1 protein-coding gene is annotated in these 26,694 nt (G+C 70.0%); it reads right to left on the minus strand.

What is annotated here, in order from left to right; translation table 11 throughout:
* Positions 1 to 34: 34 nt before the first annotated feature.
* Positions 35 to 26,623, minus strand: a complete 26,589-nt coding sequence (locus tag G341_RS22175) for a non-ribosomal peptide synthetase (protein WP_245557013.1) — start codon at positions 26,621 to 26,623, stop codon at positions 35 to 37.
* Positions 26,624 to 26,694: the final 71 nt, after the last annotated feature.

Here is a 26,694-nt window from a genome sequence, read left to right on the forward strand (position 1 = left end):
ACTGCACCTCTTCCGTTCATGACTCATTCGAGAGTTAGTCGTTCGGGCTCGTCGAACCCGTTACCGTCGCACCGGTCACCGATGCGTCCGAATTCCCCAGTCGATCCGACACCGCGCGTCCGACCATCCGCATCTGTTCCGTATCGCCCATCTGCCAGTGGTCACCCGGCACGGCGATCCGGTTCAGGTCGCCGCGCAGGCACCGCTGCCACTCGTCGATTCCGGCGCTACCTGCGGGGATCTGTTCCGGCTCAACGTACAGCACCGGCCCGTCGAACTCCGGTGGCCGATGCGCATGCAGCAGTCCGGCGGCGTGGCGCGCGGACCGCGCCATACCGGCCGCGTAGCGCGCCAGTCCATCGCCGAGATCGTCGGCTGCGTCGTCGTCGGCCGATTGCCCGGCCCCCGGCGCGGCGATCGTCGCGTTCAGCGGCGGCGGGTCGAGCAGCACCAGCAGCTCCACCCGCCCACCCGCGGCCTGCAGCCGGGCCGCGATCGCGTGGGCGATGACGCCCCCGAGCGACCAGCCGAGCAGGTGGTACGGGCCGTCGGGCTGCACGGAGCTAATGTGCGCGAGGTACCGGTCGACCAACTCGTCGATGCTGTCGGCCGCCGCCTCCGGATCGACGACCAGCCGGTCCTGCAGGCCGTATACCGGCCGATCCGGCAGCTCGGCGGCGAGGGCGCCGTAGACCCAGGCCAGTCCGCCGATCGGGTGGACGCAGAATATCGGCGCCGCCGAGCCGCTCCGGCGGATCGGCAGCAGTTCGGCGAAGTCTGTTGTCGCCCCGGCATGTTCACCGTTCTCGTCGTCAGCGGTGGCTGCGTCGATGTGCCGGGCGATCTGCTCGGGCGTCGGATCGCCGAACATCCACTGCACCGGCATCTGGATGCCGGTCAGCTCGCTCAGCGTGCCGACCACCCGGGTGGCGATCATCGACGAGCCGCCGAGCTCGAAGAAGTTGTCGAACCGGCCGACGGTGTCGACCTCCACACCGATCGCCTCGGCGATGACGTTGGCCACCAGCTGTTCGGTCACCGACTGCGGGGCCACCCGATCGGTGCTGCGGTACACCGGCTCGGGCAACGCCGAGCGGTCGACCTTGCCGGTGGTGCCCACCGGCAGGGCGGGCAGGATCATCACGACCGCGGGCACCAGATAGCTCGGCAGCCGATGATGCAGTTCTTCGCGGACCATTCCCGGGTCCACCTGCTCTTGCCCCGGCGCGGGAACGACATACGCGACGAGACGACTCCCGCGTACCGGGTCGGCATGCGCGGTCGCCACGGCCTGGGTGAAATGCCCGGTGGCCATCAGCGCGGCTTCGACGTCACCCGGCTCGACCCGATAGCCGCCGACCTTCAGCTGCAGGTCTGCGCGCTGCAGATATTCCAGACTCAGATCCCCGTCGACGTCGGTCCAGGCGACCAGGTCGCCGGTTCGGTACAACCGCTCCCCCGCCGCGCCGAACGGGTCGGCGATGAACCGCTCGGCCGACAGGCCGGGCGCACCCAGGTAGCCGTCGGCCAGCTGGCTGCCGCCGAGGTACAGCTCGCCGGTGACGCCGACCGGCGTGGGCCGCAGCCGGGAATCGAGAACGTAGACCGTCGAGTTGTCGACGGGGACCCCGACCGGAACGCTGACGGCGTCGTCCGGCACGCTGCGCACGATCTGGTCGGTGATGCTGACCGCGGCCTCGGTGGGGCCGTAGAGATTGTGCAGCACAACGGAATCCGACTGCAGCATCCGGCGGGCCAGCGCGGGCGGCAGCGTCTCCCCGATACAGAGCACATCACGCAGCGAGTCCGGCAGCGCCGCGTCGCCCTCCAACAGCATCTCGACGAGCGTCGGAACCGCATGCAGCACGGTGACGCCCTTCGCGGCGATCAAGTTCCGCAGGTACGCCGGGTCCCGGTGGCCGTCCGGCTCGGCGATCACCATCGTCGCTCCGCCGGCCGCCGGCCACCAGTACTCCCAGACCGAAAGGTCGAATGTCGCAGGAGTTTTCACCAGCACGGCATCGTTCCGGTCGATCGGGAATCGACGCAGCTTCCATTGCAGCTGATTGACGACCGCCCGCTGCGGTACCTGCACGCCCTTGGGCACACCGGTCGATCCCGAGGTGAACAGCACATACGCCGGATGGTCCGGTCGCAGCGCGGCACTGCGCTCGGCGTCGGCGATGGGTGCTGACGACAGTGCGACCGAACGCCTCTCCAGATCAGCGAGAGAGTCGGCGGTGATGATCGATACCGGCCGGGCCGAATCGACCACGGCCGCAATACGATCGGCGGGTTGTGCCGGATCGATCGGTACATAGGCCGCGCCCGCGGCGACCACCGCGTACATGGTCACCAACTGTTCAGTCGACCGCGGCAGCGCGACGGCGACCAGATCGCCGGTGCCGACGCCCGCGGCGATCAGCGCCCGGCCCCACCGGTTGACCCGGCCCAAGAGCTCCGCGAACGTCAATTGCGTTGCCCCGTCGACGACACCGACCGCGTCGGGGTCGGCGGCGGCACCGGTGCACACCAGGTCGTACAGCGTGACGGCCGGATGCGGATGGTCGGTCATGTTGGTGGCCCGCACCAACCGGCTGCGTTCGGACGGCCCCAGCAGGTCGATGTCGCCGACCGGCAGATCCGGGTCGAAGACGATCAGACTCAGCACACGAGCGAAGGTGTCCGCGAACTTCCGGACGGTCGACTCGTCATAGAGATCTGTCGCATACGTCCAGGTGACATCGAGTTCGGCGCCCAGATCATGCTCGCCGTCCGCGATACCCGTCCCCCCATCGCCGGCCTGCCTATCGTTCCCGGGCTGCCCATCGTTCCCGGCAAGCACGGTCAGGTGCAGATCGAACTTGGCGACATCGAGATCGATATCCAGCGGCCGCGCGGTCACTCCGGGCAGCTCGAAGTCCTCCGACTGGAGGTTCTGGAACGACATCGCCGCCTGGAACAGCGGGTGATGCGCAGTCGACCGGGCCGGCGACACGACCTCCACGACCCGTTCGAACGGCACATCGGCCTGCGCGAAGTCGTCCAGATCGTCGTCGCGGACCCGCGCCAGCAGATCGATGAACGATTCCCCCGGGCGGACACGGGTGCGCAGCGCCAGGGTTCCGGCGAACATGCCGACGACATCATCGAGCACCGGCAGACCGCGGCCGGCGACGGGCGACCCGATCACCACGTCGTCGGTGCCGGCCAGCCGCGCCAGCAGCACCGCGTAGGCCGCGTGCATCACCATGAACAACGAGGTACCGGTGCGGCGCGCGAGCTCCTCCAGGCCCACGCGTACATCGCTGCCCAGCTGCGCCTCGATCGTGCGTCCACGGGTCGACAGGACGGCCGGCCGCGGCCGATCGGTCGGCAGCTCGAGTCGGTCGGGCGCGTGCCGCAGCCGTTCCGCCCAGTACCGCTCCTGCCTCGACACCAGCGCCGCCGGGTCGACGTGGTCGCCGAGCAGCTGCTGCTGCCAGGCGGCGAACGACGGATACTGCAGCACCGGTCGGCCGACGAACGGCTCGGCTGCGGACAACCTGGCGTGGTATGCGGTGAAGACGTCACGGGCGAGGACCGTCAGCGACCAGCCGTCCACCGAAATATGATGCGCGGCAACGGCGAATACCCATTCGCCGATGGTCGACTGCTCGCGCCGGGTATGCAGGTGGCCGGGTTCGGCGTGCATGCTGGTGCGCAGCAGCATGATTCGGACCGGCACGGTGGTGGTCACGTCGAAGCCGGTCATCGCCAGGCGCCGCAGTTCCGTGGTGGCCGCGGCCGGATCGAACTCGTCCCGCACCACGATCGGCACCGCGTCGACGTCGTGAACACGATGCCGCGGGCCGTCCGGACCGTCGGGATAGCTGCTGCGCAGCGCCGCGTGCCGGGCCACGACATCGGAGATCGCCGCCGTGAACGCGTCCACGTCGAGTTCGCCGGTCAGACGCACGGCGAGGGCGATATTGTCGGCCGCCGACTCGGGATCGAATCGGTTGAGGAACCACATCCGTTGCTGCGCGGCCGACAGCGGCGCGGACTCCGGCATCGGCGCGTCGACGGTCAGCTCCGGCAGCGGGTCGGTCAGCTCGGGATCTGCCTCCAGCTGCGCGGCGAGCTGTTCGACGACGGGATTGTCGAAGACGATGCGCACCGTCACGCCCCGGCCGGTGCGCGCTGCGAGTCGGGCAGCGACCTGGGTCGCCAGCAGCGAATTGCCGCCGAGGGCGAAGAAATCGTCGTCGAGGCCGACACGCGGTCGTCCGAGCAGATCGCCCAGAATGTCGGCGACCAACTGTTCCCAGCGCGTGCGCGGCGCCCGGAACTCGGTCTCGACGACATCCGGCTCCGGGAGCGCGGCGACATCCAGCTTGCCGTTGACGGTGGTCGGCATCTCGTCGAGAATTACCAGATCCGGCGGAATCATGTAGGCGGGCAGTCGGTCTCGCGCATGGTCGAATACGGCCGACAGGTTGTCGCCGCCCACCGCCGCCGCATCCGGCGCCAGCACCAGGTAACCCACCAGCCGCGCCGTGTCGCCGTCACCGCGAACCACTACGACGGCCTCGCTCACGCCGGCGGCCTCCGCGAGCACAGCGCTGATCTCGGCAAGCTCGATGCGTTGGCCGCGCAGCTTGATCTGCGAGTCGTCCCGGCCGACGTAGATCAGCCCGGCCGCCGTGCGGCGCACCAGGTCTCCGGTGCGATACAGCCGGCCGCCGGCATCGTCGAAGGGGTCGGCCACGAAACGATCGGCGGTGAGACCCGGCCCCGCCACATAGCCGCGCGCCAGCTGCACGCCGCCGAGATACAGCTCGCCGACGACGCCCCGCGGTACCGGCCGCAGCCGGTCGTCGAGGACGTAGGCACGGGTGTTGCGGACCGGCCCGCCGATCGAGACGGTGGTGCCGTCGACGCCCACCGCCGCGACCGCGGCGGTGACATCGACCGCGGCCTCGGTCGGTCCGTAGAGGTTGTGCAACTGGGCGCCGCCGGCACCGATTCGCGTCGCGAACCGTCGCACCGTCTGCGCCGGCAAAACCTCGCCGGACGCGAATACATGCCGCAGGGCGCGGTGCGCCTCGGCCGGCGGGTCGGCCGACAGGTACGCCGCCAACATCGACGGCACGAAGTGCGCGACCGTCACCCGGTGGCGCGCAATCGCGTCCGCCAGGTAGCCGGGATCGCGATGGCCGTCCGGCGACGCGATCACCATGGCAGCCCCGGTCTGCAACGGCCAGAACAACTCCCACACCGATACATCGAAGGTGCTCGGCGTCTTGTAGAGCACCCGATCGTCGGCGCCGATCCGGTAACCGCCCTGCATCCAGGCCAGTCGGTTGACGATCGCGCCGATCGGGACCGCCACCCCCTTGGGCCGTCCGGTGGACCCCGAGGTGAACAGGACGTAGGCGGCGTTGTCCGCGGTCACGTCGGGCAGCCCCACCGTCGACCATCGGCCCACGGCAGCCGGATCGCCCGCCGCGTCCGAATCCCCCGCGTCAGAATTCCTTGGGGCCGGGTCGGTCTCGACCGTCAGCACCGCCGCGGCGCCGGCCAGTGGACGCAGCCGCTCGGCGTGTTCGGCCGCGGTGAGCACGACGCTCGGCCGCGCGACCTCCAGCATGTACGCGATTCGTTCGTCGCCGCTGTCCGGGTCCACCGGAAGATAAGCGGCGCCGGCCATCGTCGCCGCGTAGATCGAGATCACCTGCGTCACCGAGCGATCCAGCGCCACGGCGACCACCGCCTCCGGACCCACCCCGCGATCCCGCAGATCGTGCACCCGCGCCGCGACCCGGTCGGCGAACTGCGCGTAGGTGAGTTCCTCGGTGTCGGAGACGATCGCGGGCGCATCCGGCGTGCACGCCACCTGATCGGCGAACAGCTGCGCGAGCGATACCGGCGGCACCGGTTCCACCGGCCCGGCCGACGTGGCGATCAACCGGGCCCGGTAGTCCGCATCCAGCCAGGGCAGATCGCCGACGAGCGCATCGGGGTCGGCGGTCGCCGTCTGCAGCAGCCGGGTGAAGGCAGCGGCGAATCCGCGGACGGTCGACGCATCGAACAATGCTGTGGCGTAGATGAATTGCGCGCCGAGACCGGCCGGTGCCCCGGTCGAGTCGGCCCGCTCGGTGATGGACAGCTGCAGGTCCACCTTGGCCGGCACGACACCCGGGTCGATCGACCGCAGCGTCAGGTCGCCCGCCTCGACACCGACGCCGTCATCGAGGCCCGCGGCGGAACCGGCGTGATTCTCGACGCCGAACATCGCCTGGAAAATCGGATGCCGATCGTGCGCGCGGCGGGGGCTGACCCGCTCGACGATCTCCTCGAACGCGATGTCCGCATGCTCGAACCCGTCGAGGTCGATGTCGACGACCCGTCGGACCAGCTCGCGGAAGCTCTCGGCGGGATCCAATTGGGTGCGCAACGCGACGGTATCGACGAACATGCCGATGAGCCCGGCCAATTCGGTCTCCGACCGACCCGCCACCGCGGTGCCGACCACGACGTCGCGGGTGGCCGCCAGCCGGCCGAGGGTCACCGCGAACGCGGCGTGCAGGACCATGAAGGTGGTGGCACGCGACGCCGCCGCGAGCTCGGCCACGGCGCGGTGGGTGGCGGCATCGATCGCCACTTCGACGACTGCGCCCGCCGGATCGGCAACGATCGGCCGTACCCGGTCGGCCGGCAGCGCGAGCAGATCCGGGGCACCGGCCAGCTGCCGCTTCCAGTACTCGAGCCCGGCGGCCGCGGCGGATGCCGGATCGTCGGGCGAGCCGAGCCGATCCCGTTGCCAGAGAACGTAGTCCGCATAGGCGACCGGCAGCGGCTGCCAGTGCGGCGCCCCGCCCTCGACACGCGCCTGGTACGCACCCATCATCTCCTGCAACAGGACCGGCAGGGATACGCCGTCGCCGCTGATGTGGTGCAGCACGACGGCGAGCAGATGCCGCTGCGCCCCATCGGCGCCGGGCTCGCGACGCAGCAGCAGCGCCCGGATCGGCAGGTCGGTCCCCAGGTCGAAGCCGGTCGTGACGAATTCGGTGATCCAGGCGAGACGTTCGTGGGCGTCCAGCTCGGCCATCGCGTCGAGTTCATCGGCCACGGCATCGTCATCGAAGTCCGGCCGTGACAGGATCGTCGGCAGCTCGTCCATCTCGACGACCACCTGATAGGCACCGTCGCCGTCCGCCGGGTACCGAGTGCGCAGCGGCTCGTGCCGTTCCAGCAGGTCCAGCAGTGCCGCGTCGAGCGCCGCCTCGTCGAGCGGTCCGTCGATCTCCAGCACCAACGGCAGGTTATAGGTGGGATCCTCGGGCGCGAAGCGGTTGAGGAACCACATCCGTTGCTGCGCAGGCGACAACGGCAGGCGCGCCGGCCGATCCTGCGGCGTCAGCGCCAGGCGGGTATCGGTCGCCGACTCGCTGCGCGCCACGATCTCGACGAGGTCGGCGATCGTCGTCGCCTCGAACACCTGGCGCACCGCAACGACCGACCCGGTCAGATCTCCGATCCGCGCGACCAGCCGCGTCGCCGACAACGAGTTGCCGCCGAGCCCGAAGAAGTTGTCCGCCAGGCCGGCTCGGCCGGACTCGGTTGTGTGATCCAACTCGAGCGTCTGCTCGACGGCCTTCGTGACCGCGCGCTCCAGCGCGGTCGTCGGCGCCACGTACGTCGACTGCACCGGTAAGGGAACCGGCAGCGCGCGGCGGTCGATCTTGCCCGCGACGGTCAGCGGCAACCGTTCGAGCCACATCACAACATCCGGGATCATGTACGACGGCAACGACTTCCGGCAGGAAGCCAGCAGCTCCTCGGTGTCGGCCGGCGAGCCCCCGATCTCGGGCCGGCCGACGACGTAGGCGACCAGTCGCTGCATCGCGGCGCCGGACTGCTTCTGCTCGGTATGCACCAGCGCGATCGCGCTACGCACCGCGGGCTGCGCCGTCAGGACCGCGGCGATCTCGCCCAGCTCGATCCGCTGCCCGCGCAGCTTGACCTGGAAGTCGTTGCGGCCCACATACCGCAGCTCGCCGATGGCGGGGTCCCACCGCGCCAGGTCGCCCGTGCGATACATCCGGCTGCCGTCGGGCACCCCGTATGCGGACGCGAACGGATCGGCGACGAACCGTTCGGCCGTCAGCGGTCCGCGGCCGATGTACCCGCGCGCCAGCTGCAGGCCTGCCAGGTAGAGCTCGCCCACCTCGCCGGGCGCCACCGGATGCATCCGACGATCGAGCACGTAGGCCCGCAGTCCCGCCTGCATCGAACCGATCGGCACCGCGTCGTCGTCGCCGTCGGCAGCGGTGACCGGATGGTGCATCTGACCGATCGAGACCTCTGACGGGCCGTACAGGTTGTTCAACCGGCCATCGGTGATCGATGCGAACCGTCGCGTCAGCGGGCCGGACAACGCTTCGCCGCCCTGGAAGACCTGCCGCAACGAGTCCAGTCGCAGGCCCGAGTCGAGCGCCTGGTCGACGATCGCGCGCAGCAACGACGGCACGGTCGACATGATCGTCGTGCGGTATCGGCGAATCTGCTCGACGAGGTAGGCGACATCACCCCGGCGTTCCGGATCCGCGATCACCACACGAGCACCGGCGGCCAACGGCCAGAAGATGTCCCACGCCGACATGTCGAAGATCGTCGACACCTGTGCCAGCACGGCGTCGGTGTGGTCGAGCTGGAACCGCCGCTGCATCCAGTCGAGGTCGGCGGCCAGGCCGCGATTGCTCAGCGCCACCCCCTTCGGCAGGCCGGTCGAGCCGGAGGTGAAGACCACGAACGCGAGCGACTCCGGATGTCCGCGGCCGCCGCCCGCACGCTCCGGATTCGTGATGATCGGTGACGTGTCGAGATCGGCTGCCGCCGCGTCGGTGTCGCCGATGACGGCGCCCGCCGCGTCGACCGTCAGCACGCGCCCCGACCACCCGTCGGGCACCGGACCATCGGTGAGCACGCAGTCCGCCTGTGCGGTATTCAGCATGTGCGCAACGCGTTCGGACGGCTGCCCCGGGTCGAGCGGGGTGTACGCGCCGCCGGCCTTCACCACGCCGTAGACCGCGACGAAGAACGCCACCGAGCGGCCGATATTCACCGCGACCAGCTTGTCGGTGCCGATGCCGGCCGCGATCAGCCGGTGCGCCAAGATATTCGCGCGGGCATTGAGGTCGCCGTAGGTCACCTCGATGTCAGCATTCTCTGAACCGGTCATGCCTCTCGGCTGCACGAGCGCGACCGAATCCGGCCGCTGCGCCGCCATCGCCTCGAACGGCGTGATCAACAGGTCCGGTGTCGCATTCTCGGGGCCGCCATCCTGCCACCGGTGCAGGTCCGACCGTTCGGTGTCGGTTCGCAGATCGATGTCGCCGAGGGCGGTCGCGGGGTCGGCGGTGATGCCGGACAACAGCGTCTCGAACCGGTCGACCAGCCGCTGCACGGTCTCGGCATCGAAGATGTCCGTGTCATAAGTCATTTCGCAATGCAGCGAGCCGTCGGACTGTTCGTCGCCTCGTTCCTGGTCGACAGTGAGTTGCAGGTCGAATCGGGCGGCATTGACGGGCGACGGCACCGGACTGATTGTCATGTCCGGCAACGCGATGTCGGCCTGTTGCATGTTCTGCAGGACCAGCGCCACCTGCGCGAGCGGATGCCGACCGATCTGCCGTTCCGGCGCGATCGCCTCGACGAGGCGCTCGAACTGGGTGCCCGAATGCGCGAAGGCGTCGACGTCGACGTCGCGCACCGCCGCGAGATTGGCCTCCAGGCTCGCGCCCTGGTCGATGGCGGTCCGCAGCACGATCGTGTTGACGAACATTCCGACCATCGAATCGATTTCGCGCATGCCGCGACCCGCCACCGGCGTGGCGATGGCGACCTCGTCGGCGTCGCCGATCCGGGCCAGCAGCGCGGCGAACGCGGTGTGCAGCGCCATGAACAGCGTTGCGTCGGTACGCCCGGCAGCATCGGACAACCGCCGGTGCACCGACGCCGAGATGTTGAACGGAATAACCGCGCCGCGCCGGGTCGGCTCCGGCGGCCGGTGTCGGTCGCGCGGCAGAATGATCTCCGGTGCCAGCTCGTCGAGCCGGGAACGCCAGTACGCCAGGTCCTTTCCGGCCGCCGAGTCGGGATCGGTGTCGTCCCCCGCCCGTTCGGCGAGCCACACCGCGTAGTCCGCGTACTGAACATCCAGCGGCTGCCAGCGCGGCACCTGACCGTTACATCGCGACTGATAGGCAGCGGCGATATCCGCCGTCAGCGTCGCGACCGACCAGCCGTCCAGCGCGATATGGTGCGCTGCCAGCACCAGCAGATACTCGGTCTCGCCTGCGCCGCCGGAGGTTTCGAGCAGCTCCAGCCGCAGCGGCAGGTCCCGGTCGAGGTGGAACGGCCGCGTGAGGAACGACTCCATCCGGAAGGCCAGGTCTGCCGGATCGACCTGCTCCGCTGTCATTTCCAGGGAGTCGATCGCCGTCGCGACCGGAATGATCTCCTGATCCGGGCCGGCGGGGCTGTCTCGGTACACGGTGCGCAGAATCTCGTGACGCCCGATGACATCCACGATCGCGGACCGCAGCGCGTCGGCGTGCACCACGCCGGACAACCGCAGCACGATCGGGATGACGCCATCGAGCGATTCGGGTTCCATCCGGGTGACGAACCACATCCGCTGCTGCGCCGGGGTCAACGGGAGCCGCGCGGGACGCTCGATCTGGCCGATCGACCGATAGCGCGGCCGCGACCGGCCGACGATCACCGTCGCCAGCTCGGCCGGGGTCGGCGCGTCGAACAGTTCCCGCACCGACAGCTCCACGCCCACGGATTCGCCGATCCGCGCGGCCGCCTGGGTGGCAGACAGCGAGTTGCCGCCGATCGCGAAGAAGCCGTCGTCCACCCCGACCCGCTCGGCGCCGGTCACCTCGGCGAAAACCGAGCAGATCGTTCGTTCGATATCGGTCGCCGGGGCGCGGTACCGCAGGGACCGGTCGATCTCGGCCGGCGCCGGCAATGCCGCGCGGTCGAGTTTTCCGTTGCCGGTCAACGGGATCGCGTCGATCAGCATGATCTGGTCGGGCACCATGAACCGCGGCAGTCCGGCGGCCGCGTGCGCCGCGAGATCGTCCGCCGACAGCTCCGTGCCGTCGGCTGGACGGACATAGCTCACCAGCGTGGGCCCGTTGGCGGACGGCACCGCCAGCGTCGCCACGAAGTCCACACCGGCGAATCCGCCCAGAACATGGTCGATTTCACCGAGTTCGACGCGCTGGCCGCGGATCTTCACCTGGAAGTCGTCGCGGCCGACGAACTCCAGCTGCGGAGCGGAGTCTCCCGCGTCGGTGGTCCAGCGAACGAGATCGCCTGTGCGATAGAGGCGTTGCCCCGGCGCGCCGAAGGGGTCGGCGACGAATGCGGCCGCAGTCAGGTCCGCGCGGTGCTGGTATCCGCGGGCCAGCGCGTCACCGGACACATACAGCTCGCCGACGACGCCGATCGGCACCGGATGCAACCGCGAATCCAACACGTGCACAGTCGATCCGATGATCGGTCCGCCGATGGTCACTCGCTGCCCGGCGACCAGCGGCGGTGACACCGTCGACCAGATGGTCGTCTCGGCGGGGCCGTAGAGATTGAACATGCGCCGGCCGGGCGCCCAGCGGGCCACGAGTTCGACGCCGCAGGTGTCGCCGGCGACCATCAGCGTCTGCAGCCGGTCGAGGCCGGCCGGCTCGATGGAGGCGAGTACCGGCGGCGTGATCAGGGCATGCGTCACCTCGCCGGCCGCCAGCACGTCACGCAGCGGTGCCGCACCGAACACGTCGGGCGGCGAGATCACCAGCGCGGCACCGCCGGACAGGGCCAACAGCAACTCGTACACGACGGCGTCGAAGTTCGGCGACGCCGCCTGCAGCATCCGGGATCCTCGGTCGAGCCGGGCATCGGTGTGCGCCTGCGCGATCAGGTTCGCAATGCCGCGATGGGTCACGACGACGCCCTTGGGGCGGCCGGTCGATCCCGATGTGTAGATGACATAGGCGGGCTGGTCGAAATTCGGTGCGGCGGTCAGCTCGCCGCGCAGGATCGGCGCGACCGGCTGCTGATCGATGAGACCGGCGGTGGCGCCGGCCGTCAGGTCGAGCCACTCCACCGTATCCACCGCGCCGACCTCGGCCGGACCCGACAATCCGAGCGCCGCACCGGAATCGGCGAGCAGGTAACGGACACGGTCGGCCGGCAGCGCCGGGTCGAAGGACAGGAATGCGGCACCGGTCTTCGCGACCGCCCACACCCCCAACAGGTATTCGAAGCCGCGACCGGTACCGATCGCGACCACCGATTCGGGGCCGACGCCGCGGCCGATAAGCACCCGTGCGAGTTGTGTCGAGCGCCGATCGAGTTCACCCCAGCTCCAGGTCGCCGAGCCGAGGACGACCGCCGTGTCGTCGGGGTCGTGGAGCGCGACCGCAGCGTCGATCAGATCCGTGAGAGTGACGGGCGGCCGGGCGGGTTCGCCCCGCGCCCGACGGGCGGTCGCGCCGTCGACATCGGCGAGCACGATGTCGATATCGCCGACCACCGCATCCGGGGCGGTCGCCGCCGCCGTCACCACCGAGACCCAGCGACGCAGCAGCGCCCGGGCCGTCGAATCGTCGAGGATGTCGGTCGCGTAGGTCAGCGCGAGCGTGGCGCCCACCGCATCGTTCCCGGTGAACCGCTCGTCCGCGTCGAAATGCGCATCGAATCGAGCTGGGACGGCATCGATCTCGAGCGACGTGAAGAAGCCGGCGCCCACGGCGCGGCTGACGGCGTCGGCGCTCGCCCCCGGCTCGACATGGTGCCGGCGTCCGCCATACGCGACCTGGAAAAGCGGATGATGCTCCGGCGTCCGCGGCGGATCGAGCGCATCGACGACTCGCTCGAACGGCACGTCGGCGTGGGCGAAGGCGGCCAGGTCGGCGTCGCGAACGGCCATCAGCAGATCGGTGAACGAGGCGTTCTGGTCCACATCGGTGCGCAGCACAACGGTGTTGACGAACATGCCGACCAGCGCCGCGATCTCCGGCTGCGCCCGACCGCCCACGGCCGTACCCACCGAGATGTCGGACGTGCCCGCCAGCCGCGACAGCAACACCGCCAGGGCCGTATGGAAGACCATGAACGTGCTGGATCCGGTGCGACGAGCCAATTCCGCCACCGCGGCGTGGGTTTCGACGTCGATCGGCAGCTCGACCCGTGCCCCGCGATACGACGGCCGGTCCGGGTACTGCCGATCGAGCGGCAGCGGAAGCCGCTGCGGCTGGCCGGCCAGCCGCTGGCGCCAATACTCCACCTGACGTTCGCCGACGGTCTCCCCGGAATCGTCGACATGGCCCAGCAGATCCCGCTGCCACTGGGCGTAGTCGACATACCGCACATGCCTGTTGGGCGACGTCCACGCGTTCCCGGCGACCCGCGCACCATAGGCCGCGGTCAGGTCGACGACGAACGGAGTCGCCGAGTGCTCGTCGGCGCAGATGTGATGCACCACCATCGCGAACACGGTCCGGTCGGGCAGTCGATAGATCGCGAACCGCACGGGCGGCGCGGCGGCGAGATCGAACGGTTCGGCGGTCGATGCGGCTACCGCCGCCACCGCCGCATCGGTCGACGGCAGCTCGCGCTCGTCGATCACCGGCGGCCACTCATCGGGATCGCAGATCACCTGTCGCGGACCGTCGGCCTCCGCGGCGTAGCGGGTGCGCAGCGCCTCATGCCGGATCAGCACATCGCCGATGGCGGCGCGCAGGGCTGCCGCATCGATCCCGGCGCCCAGATCCACCGCGATCGGCAGATTGTAGACCGCCGACTCGGGTTCGAGCCGCGCCAGGATCCACATGCGTTGCTGCGCTGCCGACAGCGGATACGAGTCGGCGTCCGGATAGCGGTGCAGGACAGGGGTTCCGTCGGCGGCCTGCGGATCCAGTGCATCCGCCTGGGCGGCCAGACCGGCCACGGTCGGATGATCGAAGATGAGCCGCACCGCGACCCGGCGCCCCAGTCGCGCCGACACGGTCGCCGCGATACGGGCCGCCGACAGCGAGGTGCCGCCGATGTCGAAGAAGTCGGCGGTTCGGCCGACCCGATCGACCTCGAGCACCCGCGCGAACTCCTCCGCGACGACCCGTTCGGTCGGGGTCTGCGGTTCCACGTAGTCGGCCGGGCCCAGATCGGGTGCCGGCAGCGCCGATCGATCGAGTTTGCCCGACGCATTGCGCGGCAGCTCGTCGAGGCCGATCACGGTCTCCGGAACCATGAAGTGCGGCAGGACTTCCCGTGCATTCTCCAGCACCGACGCGTCAGCGGCCACCGTGGCGGGGACCAGATAGGCGATGAGCCGCTGCGTGCCCGCGGTCTCGCGCACATCGACCGCGACCGCGCTCACCTGCGGCGCCTGCCGCAGCGCGGCCTCGATCTCCCCCAGCTCGATGCGCTGGCCGCGATACTTGACCTGGGTATCGACGCGCCCCAGATGCTCCAGCGTCGGGCCGGTCGCGCCGGCGCGCCAGCGACCCAGGTCGCCGGTGCGGTACATCCGGCTTCCCCGGCCGCTCAACGGATTGGCGACGAATCGGTCGGCGGTCAGGTCCGGTCGACCGAGATAGCCGCGCGCCAACTGGTCACCCACAAGATACAGTTCGCCGACCACCCCGTCGGGCACCGGTTGCAATCGCGAATCCAGCACGTACACGGCGGAATTCGCCTGCGGTCGGCCGATGGTCGGGATCGCGTCCGCGGTACCCGTCACGTCGGCACCGGTGATCGACACGGTCGTCTCGGTAGGCCCGTACAGGTTGTGCACCCGCACCGACCCCAGCGCCGAGGCCTCGGCGACCGTCGCCGAGGGCAGCGCCTCGCCGATGACCCAGAGCTGTCGCAGCGACCGCACCTGCTCGGCGATCGCCGGATCGGCCTGTGCCGCTTCGATGAACACGGTCAGCATCGTGGGCACGAAGTCGCAGACGGTGACGCGATGACGCTCGATCAGGTCCGCGATGCGGCCGGTGTCGACGGCATCATCGCGACCGGCCAGCACCAGCCGGGCGCCGACCGAGATCGGCAGCAGATAGCCCCAGACCGACAGGTCGAAGGTGTGCGCCGCCTTCTGCAGGTAGACGTCGTCCGGTCCGACGCCATAGTGTTCGGCCATCCAGCTGAGCTGGTTGGTGATGGCCCGGTGGGTGATGCCGACGCCCTTGGGCACGCCCGTGGTGCCAGAGGTGAAGATGGCGTAGACCAGCGCGTCCGGATGCGGCTGTGCCACAGTGAGTTCGGGGGGCGTTCGCCCAGTTCCCACGACTCCGCCGTCGGCCGACGACAGCACCGGCACCGTAACACCGAGTTCGTCGGGCACGGGGGTTCCGGCCAGCACGACGCTGGGCGCGGCGGCAGTCAGAACCGCCCGGTTACGCGCGATGGGATGCCCGGGATCCATCGGCACGTAGGCCGCGCCGGCGGCCATCGCCGCATACATGCCGACGACCAGTTCGGCCGAGCGGTCCGCATAGAGCGCGACCGTGTGGCCGGGGCCGACACCACGCGCCGCCAGCTGCTCCGCCTGCCGGGCGACCCGGCCGGCCAACTCGCCATAGGTGATCGGTGCCGAATCTGCTGCGCCGCAGTCGATCAGCGCGATCGCGTCGGGCCGTTCGAGCGCATGCCGCGCGAGTCCGGCGACCGGCGACAACGGTTGGCGCACCCGTGCGCCGGAGACGCTGTGCCGCAGCACCTCGTCACGGTCGGTCGCGCTCAGCAGCGGGAGCTCGCCGACGACCGTCGAATCGTCGGCAACCATCGCGGCCAGAATCGCCACCAACCGATCGGCGAATTCCGCGACCGTGGCTTCGTCGAACAGATCGGTGGCATACAGCCAACTCAGCACCAGCCCGGCCGATTCCGCGTTGTGCGCGTCGATACCGCCCGACTCGCCGGCACCCGTGACGGTCAACTGCAGATCGAACTGGGCCGGATGCGACGGCGGGTCCAGCGGCTCGATCGTCAGGTCCGGGAGAACCAGTTCGGGTGGGGTGAGGTTCTGGAAGAACAGCGCCACGTCGAACAGCGGGTTGCGCGCGGTGGTCCGGACCGGGCGCAGTTCCTCGACAAGCTGCTCGAACGGAATCGAGGCGTGCGCGAACGCGTCGAGGTCGATATCGCGCACCCGGGCGAGCAGGTCGCCGACATTCTCCGCGCGATCGATCGCCGATCGAAGCACCACGGTGTTGGCGAACATGCCGACCAGGTCATCCAGCTCCGGCCGCCCGCGGCCGCCGAGCGGGATGCCGATGGTGATGTCGTCGGACGCCCCCAGACGCGCGATGAGCACCGCGAAGGCCGCATGCATGACCATGAACTCCGAGACCCCGTGGCGCGCAGCCAGTTCGCCGATACCGCGGTGCAACGCCGCGTCCACCCCTCGCTCGTGCACCGCGCCGTCGTGGGTCGGGCGCAACGGCCGCGGCCTGTCGGCCGGCAGGGTCACGGGCTCTACGTCGGTGAGCGTGCGGCGCCAGTACGCCAGCTCTCGACCGGCCCGGCTGCCCGGCGTATCCGGATCTCCGAGGTCGGCGCGCTGCCACACCGCATAGTCGGCGTACTGCACCGGCAGCGGTTCCCAGGCGGGCGGTGCGCCGGCGGTCCGCGCAAAGTACGCGGCGAACAGGTCCCGCGCCAGCGGCGCCATCGACATGCCGTCGGCCGCGATGTGATGCATCACCAGCACGACGATGTGGTCGGTGGCGGTCAGCGACAGGATCTCCGTGCGCACCGGCGGTCGCGCCGCCAGATCGAATGGCTTCGCCGCGAGCTCCGAGATCACCGTCGGCACATCGCCTTCGGTGACCGACCGCACCCCCACCGGCGGCCCGCTCTCGAGGATGTCCTGGAACCCGATACCGTCGCGGCTCGGGTATCGCGTCCGCAACGTCTCATGTCGGGCTGCCAGATCGTCGAAAGCGGCGACGAGCGCCTCCACGTCGAGCGGGCCCCTCAGCCGCAGCGCGGCCGGGAGGTTGTGCAGGCTGCTGTCCGGCTCGAGCTGGGCCAGGAACCACATTCGCTGCTGCGCCAACGACAGTGGAACCGGCGCATCCGAGATGGGCCGGGGTCGCAGCGGCGCGGATGCGGACTCCGCATGCCCGAGTTCGCTGACCCGCGTGGCCAACTCGGCGACAGTCGGCGCGTCGAACAGTTCGCGGACGCTCAGGTCGACGCCGAGCGCGGCGCCGATCCGCGACACCGCGGCCGCCGCCGACAGCGAGTTGCCGCCGATGAGGAAGAACGAGTCGTCCGCCGATACCGTCGTCGCACCGGTAACCTCCGCGAACAGCGCGGCGATGCGGATCTCGGTGTCGGTGTCCGGTGCCCGCCCGGTCGACGTCGGCGAAACGATCTGCGGTGTCGGCAGTTTCGTGCGATCCAACTTGCCGACCGGGGTCAGCGGTACCTCGTCCAGCACGATGAGCTGCGCCGGCAGCATCGCCCCGGTCAGCACTTCGGCGGCCGATCGGCGCACCGCGGCGGGGTCGATGTCGTGACCGGCCGCGGCGTGCACATAGGCGACGAGCACCGTTCCGCCCGCGCTCTCGTGGCCGACCGTGACCGCGAACCCGACGTCCGGATGGCGCTCCAGGACGGCGTCGATCTCGCCCAGTTCGATGCGCTGGCCACGGATCTTCACCTGGAAGTCACTGCGGCCCAGGTACTCCAGGTCCCCGTCAGCCCGTCGGCGCACGAGGTCGCCGGTCCGATACAGGCGTTCGCCCGGCCGCCCGAACGGGTCGGCGACGAAACGTCCGGCAGTCAGGTCCGCGCGCCGATGGTAGCCGCGGGCCAGGTACACGCCGCTCAGATACAGCTCGCCCGGCACCCCCGCCGGCACCGGCCGCAAGCGGGCATCGAGCACGCGGGTTGCCGTATGTTCCAGCGGTGCGCCGATACTCACCGCAGCACCGGGCTCGAGTCGAGCACAGCTTGCTGCGATCGTGGCCTCGGTGGGCCCGTAGCCGTTGAGCAGAAGCCGGCCCGGCGACCACCGCGCGACCAGTTCGGGCTGCACTGCGTCGCCGGCGACCATCAGCACCCGCAGGTCCGCGTCCGCCAGCTGATCGGGATCCATGGTGGCGACCACCGCCGGGGTGATGACGGCATGGGTGACGCCTTCGCGCACGATCAGATCGGCCAGCGGCGGGCCGCCGAAGGTATCGGGTGGCGCGATCACCAGCGCGGCACCCGCCGACCACGACAGCAATATCTCGTAGATCGAGGCATCGAAGCTCGGCGAACCGACCGCGAGCACACGTGAGCTCGCGTCGATCCGCGAGCTATTGCGTTGGAATTCCACAAGGTTCGCCAGACCTCGGTGACTGACGGCTACCCCCTTGGGGCGGCCGGTGGAACCCGAGGTGTACAGCACCCACGCCGCGTGGTCCAGCCGCAGCGGGCCGCGTCGATCGGCGTCGGTGATCGGTGTCGCCGGCTGCGCCGCGACCCGCTCGATCAGCCTCGGATGCGACAGGTCGTGCCAGGCGGTCGTCGACGGCAACGACTGCACGTCGCCGCGGCAGAGGCCGACGACCGCGCCGGAGTCGCGGACCAGGTAGTCGATGCGGTCGATCGGATGGTTCCGGTCGATCGACACGAACGCGGCACCCGTCTTAGCGACGGCGCACAGCGCGACGAGATGGTCGAGCCCGCGATGCAGGGCCAGCGCCACCACGGTCTCGGGTCCGGCACCCGCGTCGATGAGATGGCGGGCCAGTCGGGTCGATCGGGCATCGAGTTCGGCCCAGGTCAGCTTGACGCCGTCGCAGCTGGCTCCGATACCGTCGCCGCCGCGCTTCATCGCCTGGGCCAGTATCTCTGGCAGCAGCACGACCGGCGCGCCGGATGCGGCCGGCGCCGGCGCCGGGTCGACCTCGGGGAGCGTCACGTCCAGATCGCCGACCCGGGTCGACGGCTCGGCGATCGCCGCCTCCAGCAGCGCCACCCAGCGTCGCGCTAGCGTGGAAACCGTTGTCCGGTCGAAGATCTCGTCAGCGAAGGTCACCGCGCACCGCGTGCCCGCGCCGTACGCCGGCAGAATGGTGAACTGCAGATCGAATTTCGCGGTGCGCGGATACACCGGCAACATCTCCGAGCTCACCCCGGCCAGCTCGAACGCCGAGCCCACCGCGTCGTCGATGGTCAGGATCACCCGCAGCAGTGACTCGCCGAATCCGCTGACCTGATTCGCCACGTTGCATGCCGACACCACCTGGTCGAACGGAAGGTCCGAGTGCGCGAACGCCGCCAGGTCGCGGCCGCGCACCGACTCCAACAGATCGGTGAAGGCTGCATCGGTATCGACCGGGGTACGCAGCGCCAGCGTGTTGACGAACATGCCGATGAGCGGATCAGTGGCCGGATCGGTCCGGCCTGCGACCGCCGTTCCGACGACGATGTCGTCCCCGCCGCCCATCCGCGACAGCAGCGCCGCCAGCGCGGCGTGCAGCACCATGAACGGGGTCGCCCGGTGCCGCCGGGCGAAATCGCCGATGCCATCCCAGAGCTCGTCGGGAATCGGCAGGTCGACCGTGTCCGCCGACGAGGTCCCTCGCACCGTTCGCGGGCGATCGGCCGGCAGGTACTGCTCGCTTGGCGCCGAGGCCAGCTCGCGGACCCAGAACGCCACCTCACGCGCCGCCGCCGACTCCGGGTCCTTCGCGTCGCCGAGCAGCTCGCGCTGCCAGACCGCGTAGTCAGCGAACTGCACCGGCAGCGGGATCCAGTCGGGTGCCGCGCCATCGCGCCGGGCCGCGTACGCGGTCATGATGTCGATCGCCAGCGGACCGACCGAGGCACCGTCGGCCGCGATGTGATGGAACGCCATCGTCAGGACATGCTGCCGCGGCGCGCAGCGCAGCAGTCCGAACCGCACCGGCGGCCGGTCGGCGAGGTCGAATCCGGTGTCGCCCAGCGCATCCAGCTCGGCGCGCAGGTCGCTCGCTGCGATATCCCGGATCGACAGCTCGATCGACGCCGTCTCGGCGATCGACTGGTACGGGAACCCGGCGGCATCCTGCGGATAGGTGGTGCGCAGCGATTCGTGCCGGGCGACGACATCGGCCATCGCCGCATGCAGCGCGGCTTCGTCGAGCGGGCCGGTCAGGCCGATCGCGAATGGGATGGTGTACGCCGACGAGCCCGGGTCGAGACGACTCAGGAACCAGATCCGTTGCTGCGCAGGGGCCAGCGGAATCGGGTCGTCGCCGGCCGGTCGCGGGCGCAGTGGTATCCGCGCCCGGGCCGAGGTCGAACGATCGATCGCGGCAGCCAGTTCGGCGACACCGGGGGCATCGAACAGCAGGCGGATCGGAACATCGACACCGACGGCCGCGCACAGCCGGGCCGCGACGCGCACGCCCAGCAGCGAGTTGCCGCCCAACTCGAAGTAGTCGTCGCCGCGGCCGATCCGGTCGATCTCGAGCACCTCGGCAAACACCTGTGCGACAGCGATTTCGGTGGTCGACACCGGGGCTGCGTACTCCCGCGACCCGAGACTCGGCTCGGGCAGCCGGCGCGGATCGAGCTTGCCTGACGAGCCGACCGGGAACTCGTCCAGCACCATCACGGCGGAGGGCACCAGATGCTGCGGCAACCGGGCCCGCATCTCGGCCCGCATCTCGAGCGGGTCGAGGGCGGCCGCATCGCCGTGCACCGGCGTCACATAGGCGATCAGCCGTGCCTGCGCGTCGGCACCATGGACCACCGTGGCCGCCTGCGCCACACCGGGCAGCGACCGCAGCACGGCCTCGACCTCCCCCAGCTCGATCCGGACACCGCGGATCTTCACCTGGAAATCGTTGCGGCCCAGGAACTCCAGCTGCGGACCGGCCCCGCCGTCGACGATCCGGACCAGGTCGCCGGTGCGGTAGGCCCGCGCCCCGGGCTCGCCGGAGCGCGGGTCGGCGACGAAGCGGTCGGCCGTGAGCCCCGGGCGGCCGACGTATCCCCGGGCCAGTTGGTCGCCGGCGAGATAGAGTTCGCCCGCGACGCCGAGGGGCACCGGATGCAACCGCTCGTCGAGCACATAGGCCCGGGTGTTCCACACCGGGACGCCGATCGGAACCGTGGTGGCCGAACCGATTCCATCGGCCAGCCGCGCATGCGTCGCGTCCACCGTGTATTCGGTCGGCCCGTAGGTGTTGTCGACGCGCACGCCGCGGTCGATGACCTGCTGGGCGGTCGCCGGTGCGATGGCCTCGCCGCCGACATGCAGCATCGACAGCTCCGGCCCGAACGGCGACTCCACTTCCGACAGCAGCACGTCCAGCAGCGAGGGGACGAATTCGGCCATCGTGACCCGCTCGTCGGCCATCACGGCGGCCAGGTAGCCGACATCGCGGTGGCCGTCCGGCCGCAGCACCACCAACGTCCCGCCGACCGCCAGGATCGCGAGGGATTCCCACACCGACACGTCGAACGTGATCGGCGCCTTCTGGACCACCCGATCGTCCGCCGTCACCGGAATCGCGCCATGCAGCCAGGCGAGCAGGTTGCTGGCCCCGCGGTGGGTGATCTCCACGCCCTTCGGCCGGCCCGTCGATCCGGACGTGTAGATCACGTAGACGGCGGAATCCGCACGCACCGCCGGCACCGGTAGCGGCGGACCCGTCGGGTCCGGCGCATCCGCGAGATCGACTGCGACGGTCGGCAATCCATCCGGAAGTTCGATCCCGTCGATACCCACCAGCGCGAGCACCGGGTGCGCCTCCGCGGCGATCGCCGCGATGCGTTCAGCCGGATCGGCCGGATCGATCGCCACGTAGGCGCCACCGGCCCGGATGATCGCGTACATCGCGACGAACATCGCGGGGGACCGCGGAACCGCCAGCAGCACCCGCTGCTCCGGACCGACGCCGTGGCCGACGAGGCGGGCGGCGAGCGCATTGATCGCGCGATCGAATTCGGCGTAGCTGAGTTCGGTGCCCTCGTAGACCAGCGCCGTGGCGTCCGGTCGCGACCGCACCTGCCGGTCGAATCCGCTCAGCAGATAGTGTTCGCGCACCGACACGGCGTCGCCCAGTAGCTCGCGCGGCTCCTGCGGGAGCATGAGTTCCACATCGCTGACGCCGACCGCGGCATCGCCCGTCACCTGCGTCAGCACCGCGACGAGCCGGTCGGCGAGCATCGCGACGGTGGCGGCGTCGAACAGGTCGGTCGCATAGTCGAGCCGGACGTCCAGTCCGCCGGGGGCGCCGGCGGCATCGGCCGTCTCGGTGACCGCGAAATCCAGGTCGAATCGGGTGGCGCCGAGATCCTGGGTGACGACCTCGATCTCGACCCCCGGCAGGGTGACACTCTGTGCTGCAACAGATTCGAAAGACAGCATCACCTGGAAGACCGGATGCCGCGCCACCGAGCGCGCCGGGTTGATGTTCTCGACGACCTGCTCGAACGGAATGTCCGCGTTCGCGTAGGCGTCCAGATCCACGGTGCGGACGCGCCCCAGCAGGCCGGCGAACGACTCGTCGTCGCGCAGGCGGGTGCGCAGCGGCAGCGTGCCGACGAACATGCCGACCAGGGGTTCGAGGTCCGGGTGCACACGTCCGGCGATCGGGCTGCCGATGACGACGTCGTCAGTACCGGCCAGCCGGCCGAGCAGCAGCGCGAGCGCGGCATGCACCACCATGAAGGTGGTCGCCTCCCGTTCGCGCGCGGCGTCGACGATTGCCCGGTGCACGTCGGCGTCGATCTCGAAACGGTATGTCCCCGAACGGTTGCTGGCCTCCGGAGGGCGTGGGCGATCCGAGGGCAGCGTCAGCTCGTCCGGGATCTCGGCGAGCTGCTCGCGCCAGAATCCCAGCTGTCGTGCCGCGCGTGAATCCGGATCGCTGATGTGGCCGAGCCAATCCTGCTGCCACAACGCGAAGTCGCCGTACTGCACTGGCAGCGCCTGCCAGGTCGGCGCCGATCCAGCGCGGCGCGCCGCGTAGGCCGCCATCACGTCGACCGCCAGCGGCTGGATCGACCAGCCGTCGGCCGCGATGTGGTGCAGCACGATCACCAGCAGATGCTCCGCCATACCGGCATCGGTCGAGTCATCATCGTTGCGTAGTAACCGTATTCGTACCGGCGGCGCCGCGGTGAGATCGAAGCCGGCGGCCGCCGAGCGGGCCGCCTCTACCGCCCAATCGTCGGTTCGGATCTTCTCCACCGAGACCGATCCGATCACCTCGTCGACCGCGACCAGCTCCTGTTCGGGGCCCTCCGGCGTATCCGGGTAGCGGGTGCGCAGCGGTTCGTGACGGGCGATCACGTCGCCGATAGCGGCGATCAGCGCCGACTCGTCGAGATCACCGTGCAGGCGGAGCACCAGCGGAATGTTGTAGGCCGCCGAGTCCGGATCCAACCGCGCCAGGAACCATAGCCGCCGCTGGGCCGCTGACAGCGGAGCCGCGACCCCGGCCGGTCGCGCCACCAGCGCGGGCCCTGAATCCGCCGGAGTGCCGGCGGGTTTCGCGGCAATCACCGCGTCGACCGCGGACGCCAGCGCGGCCACCGTCGGGTGGTCGAACAGCTCGCGCACGGGGAGGTCCGCGCCGGTGGCCGCGGCCACCCGGGCCACCACCGCCGTCGCCGCGAGCGAATCGCCGCCGAGGTGGAAAAAGTTATCGTCGGCGCCGACCTGCTCGATGCCCGTCGCTGCCGCGAAGGCGGCGGCGACGGCGCGCTCGGACTCGGTCCGCGGCGCGGCGTAGACCCGCTCGGACTCCACCGGGGCCGGGAGCGCCGAACGGTCCAGCTTGCCGACGGGGGTCATCGGGATCTCGTCGAGCACGATGATGTGCTGCGGCACCATGTGATCCGGCAGCACCGCGGCCAGGCGCGTGGCCGCCGTCGACACCGCTTCGACCGCCCCGGGCCCGTGCAGGTACGAGACCAGCTCGGTGACGCCCCGACGATTGGCCCGGCCCTCGGTATGCGCGAACGAGACACCCGGCAACTGGAGCAGCGCGTGCTCCACCTCGCCGAGCTCGACGCGCTGGCCGCGGATCTTCACCTGGAAATCGCTGCGGCCCAAGTATTCCAGCGCCACCCCGCTCGGGCCGTCCACCCAGCGGACGAGGTCGCCCGTCCGATACATCCGGGTGCCGCCACCGCACGGATCGGCGACGAACCGCTCGGCCGTCAACGCCGGACGCCCACGATAGCCGCGGGCCAGCGCCGGTCCCGAGAGATACAGCTCGCCGATAGCGCCGACCACCACCGGGCGTAGGCGCCGGTCGAGCACCATGACGCCCATGCCCTCGATCGGCCCACCGATCGTGACCGGGCCATCAGGATCCACGTTGCTGATCGTGGCGACGATGGTGGCCTCGGACGGACCGTAGACGTTGCTCATGGAACGCCCCGGCGCCCACCGCTTCAGCAGCTCCGGCGATGGCGCCTCACCGGCGACCGCGAGCTGTTGCAGGTGGTCGTCGAGTCCGGCGGGGTCGACCGTCTCCAGTGCCGACGGAGTGATGACGGCATGGGTGATCGCCTCAGCATCCAGCAGCCGCTGGAGCGCCGGGCCGCCGAAGGCGTCGGCCGGGGCCATCACGAGTGCTCCGCCGAAACCGAACGCCATCAGCGCTTCCCAGATCGACGCGTCGAATCCCGGCGACGCGACGGCCAGCACCCGACTCTCCGGCCCCGGCGCGCAGATCCGCTCCTGTGCGGCAAGCAGATTCGACAACCCTCGATGCGGTACCGCGACTGCCTTGGGCCGTCCCGTGGAGCCCGAAGTAAAGATCAGGTATGCGATGTCGTCCGCCGCGGGCGACCGGGTCTGGATCGGGTCGGCGGGACGGGCGTCGATGTTCCGCTCTACCGCAGGATCGTCCAAAACCATCCAGGACATGCCGGTGCCCTCGCGGGCGTAGTCAGCACTGCACAGTCCGGCCGCGGCATCGGCGTCGTCGAGTATTTGGCGCACGCGCGGAGCCGGATGCCGCGGATCGATCGGGGCCAGAACCGCTCCCAGTTTCGCGATCGCCCACATCGCGAGTGCCGCCTCCAGCGATCGACCGCACGCGACGGCGACGACGTCGCCATGGCCGATACCGTCCGAGCGCAGATGCGCGGCAAGCTGATTCGATCGTCGATCCAGCTCGATATAAGTCAGCGACCGACCGCCGTCGACGATCGCGGTACGGGCGCCGTGCCGCGCGGCCGCCCCTGTCAGCACCTGGGGCAGGGCGATCGGCGCTCGGCTGGCCGGCCCACGCAGCGGCGTCAGCGCGGCGGTGTCCTCGTCGGCGATCCCGAACTCGTGCAACGGGGTATCCGGGTCGGCGGACACCAACTCGCGGACCAGCGCGAGGAGCCGGCGATGGTGCACCCCCAGCTCGTCGTGATCGAACACGGTCGAATTGGCCTCGAGGTCGAGCTGAATCCCCTCGCCGGCGACCGACGGATAGAGGTTCACCGCGAACGAATCCACCGGACCGGTCGACAGCACGCGGTATTCGCCCACCATGTCACCGAGGCGAATCTCGTTGTGGAACATCATGATGTTGACCGCCGGGCCGAACGCCCCCGCGCCCCGTCCATCACTGCCGCCCGCCGCCCCGGCGTCCCGGACGATGTCTTCGTAGCGGTATCGCTGATGTCGCAAAGCGCCGATCAACTCGTGATCGGACTGCAGCAGAGCCTGCGCCAGCGTGCGGTCGTCGCTCATATCCAGCCGCACCGGTACGACGTTGGACAGCATCCCGCCGGACCGCCGGATGGCGGCGGTGGTGCGCGCGGTGACCGGCAGGCTCAGCACCACGTCGGTGGTGTCGGTCATCCGCGCCAGATAGATGGCCAGCGCGACCACGACGAGGCGGGCCGGCGACCCGCCATCCGCGGCGATCTTCGCCAGTGCCGCGCGGGTCCGGTCGTCCAAGGGGGCCGACGCGACGATCGATCCGGCCGGGCGGCCGGTACCGCGGCCGAGGCGCGGCGGGGCGGGCAGATCGGCGGTGCGGGACAGCCAGTGCGCACGGTCGGTCCGGTAGCGGTCGGAATCGGCGTAGCGGGACTCGAAGTCGAGCAGCGCCGGCAGGTCGACGACGCGGGCGGGCGGCGCCTCGATGCCGGTCACCGCCGCGGTGTACAGCTCGGCGACCCGGCCAACCAGGTTGACCGCGCCGATGCCGTCGAGCGCAATGTGATGAATCCGTGCGAACCAGTAGTAACGCTCGTCGGCGAGCCGCAGGACTGTCGACGACATCAGGGGCGCGTCAACAAGCTCCATCGGCGCCCGCGACTGCGCTTTCATCCAACGATCTGCAGTGCCCACCGGATCGGGCTCGGCGCGCAGATCGATGACTTCCAGGTCGATCCACATGTCGGGATCGACGTATTGCATCGGATGCCCGTCGACCAGAACGATGCGCAGGTGACCGGTTCCGAGTTCCGCGGCAGCCCGGTTTCCGGCGGCCTCCAGCGCGCCCGTATCCAGCGCGCCATTGATGTCGACATAGTGCGAAATCGACAACGGCGCGTCGCTCGCGACCTGCTGCGCGAACCAGAGCCCCCGCTGAGCGGCCGAAAGCGGCATTTCGGTCAACGCACGATTCTCACCGTGGAGACCGCGCACTCCGGCCGTATCGGAACTCACAACTTACTGAT

Source organism: Jongsikchunia kroppenstedtii DSM 45133 (genome assembly GCF_000380485.1).
GTDB lineage: Bacteria > Actinomycetota > Actinomycetes > Mycobacteriales > Mycobacteriaceae > Jongsikchunia > Jongsikchunia kroppenstedtii.

Coding starts and splice junctions, on each gene's coding strand:
- G341_RS22175 (WP_245557013.1), bottom strand. CDS start 26,623: ATGCCGCTTTCGGCCGCTCAGCGGGGGCTCTGGTTCGCGCAGCAGGTC.